2 protein-coding genes are annotated in these 3440 nt (G+C 44.1%); one reads left to right on the forward strand and one right to left on the reverse strand.

Features of this window, described 5'->3' with window-relative positions; translation table 11 throughout:
• Window positions 1-140 precede the first annotated feature (140 nt).
• Complete coding sequence (locus KTQ90_RS12945; protein ID WP_217318772.1) at window positions 141-1355, forward strand: IS256 family transposase; 1215 nt, start codon at window positions 141-143, stop codon at window positions 1353-1355.
• Between the two features lie 193 nt (window positions 1356-1548).
• On the opposite strand, the gene ltrA is transcribed toward KTQ90_RS12945, so the two are convergent.
• Window positions 1549-2955 carry a group II intron reverse transcriptase/maturase gene (gene ltrA / locus KTQ90_RS12950; protein ID WP_217318773.1) on the reverse strand — a complete coding sequence of 469 codons (1407 nt, stop codon included), beginning with the start codon at window positions 2953-2955 and terminating at the stop codon, window positions 1549-1551.
• Window positions 2956-3440: the final 485 nt, after the last annotated feature.

The raw sequence follows: 3440 nt of genomic DNA on the forward strand, positions 1-3440 counted from the left end.
AGTAAGCAAAAGTGTCAATCGCCAGATGGGACTATCTCCCAAGGAACAGAAAAAAACGATTTATGAATAAAGGACGAGGATGTAAATTAAACTGTGTCAGCAAAGAAATAAAATATTAACTTTGCTAACACAGTTTATTTATGAAAGAAGAATTTGATTTTGAGAGTATCAAGAACAAGGCAATCGAACAACTTAAAGCAGGTAAGCCTTTGTTAGGTAAAGATGGTGCATTTGCTCCTTTATTGGAAAGTATCCTAAATGCAGCCTTGGAAGGTGAGATGGACGCCCATCTTACAGACGCAGAACGTCAATTGGGTAACCGCCGTAATGGTAAGATGCAGAAGCAGGTGCAGACTCCATTGGGTGAGGTTACAGTTTCCACCCCTCGTGACCGTAATTCAAGTTTTGAACCTCAGTTTATAAAGAAACGCGAGACAATTCTTGCAGAAGGAGTTGCCGACCGTATAATAGGTCTTTATGCAATGGGAAACAGCACAAGGGAAATCAGTGATTGGATGGAAGAAAACCTTGGCAATCGTGTTTCTGCAGATACAATTAGTTCCATAACCGACCGTGTACTTCCGGAAATAAAGGCATGGAAATCCCGTATGTTGGATTCAGTTTATCCAATAGTCTGGATGGATGCCATTCACTATAAAGTGACAGATGAACGCGGTTGTGCAGTATCCCGTGCAATCTATAATGTATTAGGTATTGATATGGATGGGCACAAAGAACTTCTTGGTATGTATATATCTAAAAATGAAGGCGCTAACTTCTGGCTTAGTGTCCTGACAGATCTTCAGAATCGTGGAGTGGAAGATATTCTCATAGCCTGTATAGATGGTTTGAAGGGTTTTCCTGAAGCCATTCAAAGTGTTTATCCTGACACTGCCGTACAGCTTTGTATAGTACATCAGATACGTAATTCCATTAAGTATGTAGGCTCCAAAAATCAGAAGGAATTCCTTAAGGATTTAAAATGCGTCTACCAGGCTGTAAATAAAGAATCTGCAGAGAATGAACTTCTCAAGCTGGATGAAAAATGGGGTGAACAGTATCCTATCGTTATCAGGTCCTGGCAGGAGAACTGGGATAAGTTGTCTGAATACTTCCAATATACTCCGGCAATACGTAAACTTATATATACTACAAATACCGTTGAAGGTTATCACAGACAGATACGTAAGGTTACAAAGAACAAGGGCGTGTTCCCATCGGATACAGCCCTTGAAAAACTGGTTTATCTTGCATACCGCAATATACGGAAGAAGTGGACCATGCCATTGGCTAACTGGGCTACAATCTCGCAACAATTAGCCATAAAGTTTGGAGAGCGATTTAAATTATTGTAATTTTACGCTCGTCGGGACGGGTGGTCCCGCCCCTTGGCGCTGGCCGTTCCCCGACCGATGAGTTTATAGAGAAAAAATAATGCGTGACACAGTTTATTTTAATCGAGTAGGAGGAAAACGAAGTAGTTTTTCTCCTACTTTCGTTTTCCGACCTCTCACACCACCGTACATGCGGTTCCGCATACGGCGGTTCCTATTTTGGGTGCCATTCGATGTATGAACCCATCAATGTAGCATAGCCTGCCATGCTCAACCTTTCATTGGTTATCGCACGACATAGTATGTAACTACCAGCTATGCGCCAATAACCCAAACGACTATTGCCCCACATGTAAGCTTGGTACTTATCTATACCACACTTTATCAAGTTGGCAATTCTCGTTTTCACCCTCTTCCACGACTTCCATATACACATACGTAGCCGTCGCCTTAGCCACTCGTCAGTTTCCATGAGGAAACGTTTCATGTTGGCAAGGTGATAGTAACCTACCCATCCCCTTATGTACTCTTCAAGTTTTTGCTTCCTCTTGGCATATCCCCAACCATTGCTTCGGGAAGTCAATTCCTTGAGTTTGGTTTTCATCTTGGATTTGGCTTTTGGGTGTACCGTGAGTTGGCATTTGCCTTTCATTACATAAAAGGAGTAACCAAGGTATTTCACACCTTGCACATAGGACACAACTGTCTTGTCCCTGTTCACCTTCAGATGAAGTTTTCCTTCGATGAATCGGGTTACAGATTCCTTCACGCGTTTGGCTGCACGCTTGGACTTACAAAATATCATCGAGTCATCGGCATAGCGGACAAAAGGGAGACCTCGGCTTGTGAGTTCCTTGTCCAACTCGTTGAGCATGATGTTGCTCAAAAGCGGACTTAACGGTCCTCCTTGGGGAGTGCCTTCCTCACTTGCCTCGAACATACCTTTGTTCATCACACCACTGCGGAGATATTTGTGGATAAGGCTTATCACCCTACCGTCCTTTATCGTGCGGCTGAGGATTTCTATGAGTTTACTGTGGCTCACCGTGTCGAAGAAACGCTCCAAGTCGAGGTCAACCACATAAATGTAGCCATCATCGATTATTTTCTGAGCACTTCTTATGGCATCATGGCAGCCTCTTCTCGGACGGAAGCCATAGCTTCTTGGAGAGAATTGACGCTCATAGATGGGAGTTAGGGTCTGGTTGATGGCTTGTTGAACCAGACGGTCTATGACCGTGGGGATGCCCAACAGGCGCATCTTTCCATTGTCTTTGGGTATCTCTACCCTTTTTACTGGGTTCGGACGGTATGAACCGTCAAGCAAGGAACGGATTAGGGCATCCTTATTAGCCAAGAGCCAAGGGAGCATTTGCTCACATGACATCTTGTCGATACCGCTACAGCCCCTGTTACGCTGCACAGCCTTGTAGGCTTTGAGTAGGTTATCAGGACTGATGATGCGCTCCAATAAGTGTTCCTTGTCGAATGGTACTTCCACGATGTTGTCTTCACATATCCACATGAAGGTCTGCGCTCCCACATATCCTTCGGATTCCGTCCTATCTTTCTGTGGGTAGCCCTTGACTTCTGCCAATGTTTTCTGCATTCTTTCCTTCATAAGGTACGTTTCAATTACTATCGTTTAATTTATAGGTTCTGCCCTTCATGGAGCGTTATCGAGGACTCCACTACTATGGCATCTGCTGACTTCTCACGGCAAGCTTTACTCCATGACTTTCGTAAAGGCAACTAATCGTCATGTCCGTGAGACCTCCTCGGATAAGGGCTTATTCTTTCCATCTTATACCCACTTCATTTACACCAACCATTCCGAATAGCTATAGGACTTTGATTTGTGTGGCAATCTCATCCATGGTCAAATGCCTTATATGAAGTTTCTGTACGTTAGGTCAGATGTTTGCCGCCAGCTTCTTTCAGATTCCACCTCGCAGTGGACACCCTTGCTATTGGCTATACAATTCCCGCTATTAGGGCTTGTTAGGGACTTGCACCCATTAGATTAAGCTCATGCCGAGCATACCACTACCTAAAGGACAGTCCTTTTGATTTGGGCTGTCCTTTGTTATTCTGCAAGCATCGCAG

The organism is Leyella stercorea, assembly GCF_019052365.1.
Lineage (GTDB): Bacteria > Bacteroidota > Bacteroidia > Bacteroidales > Bacteroidaceae > Prevotella.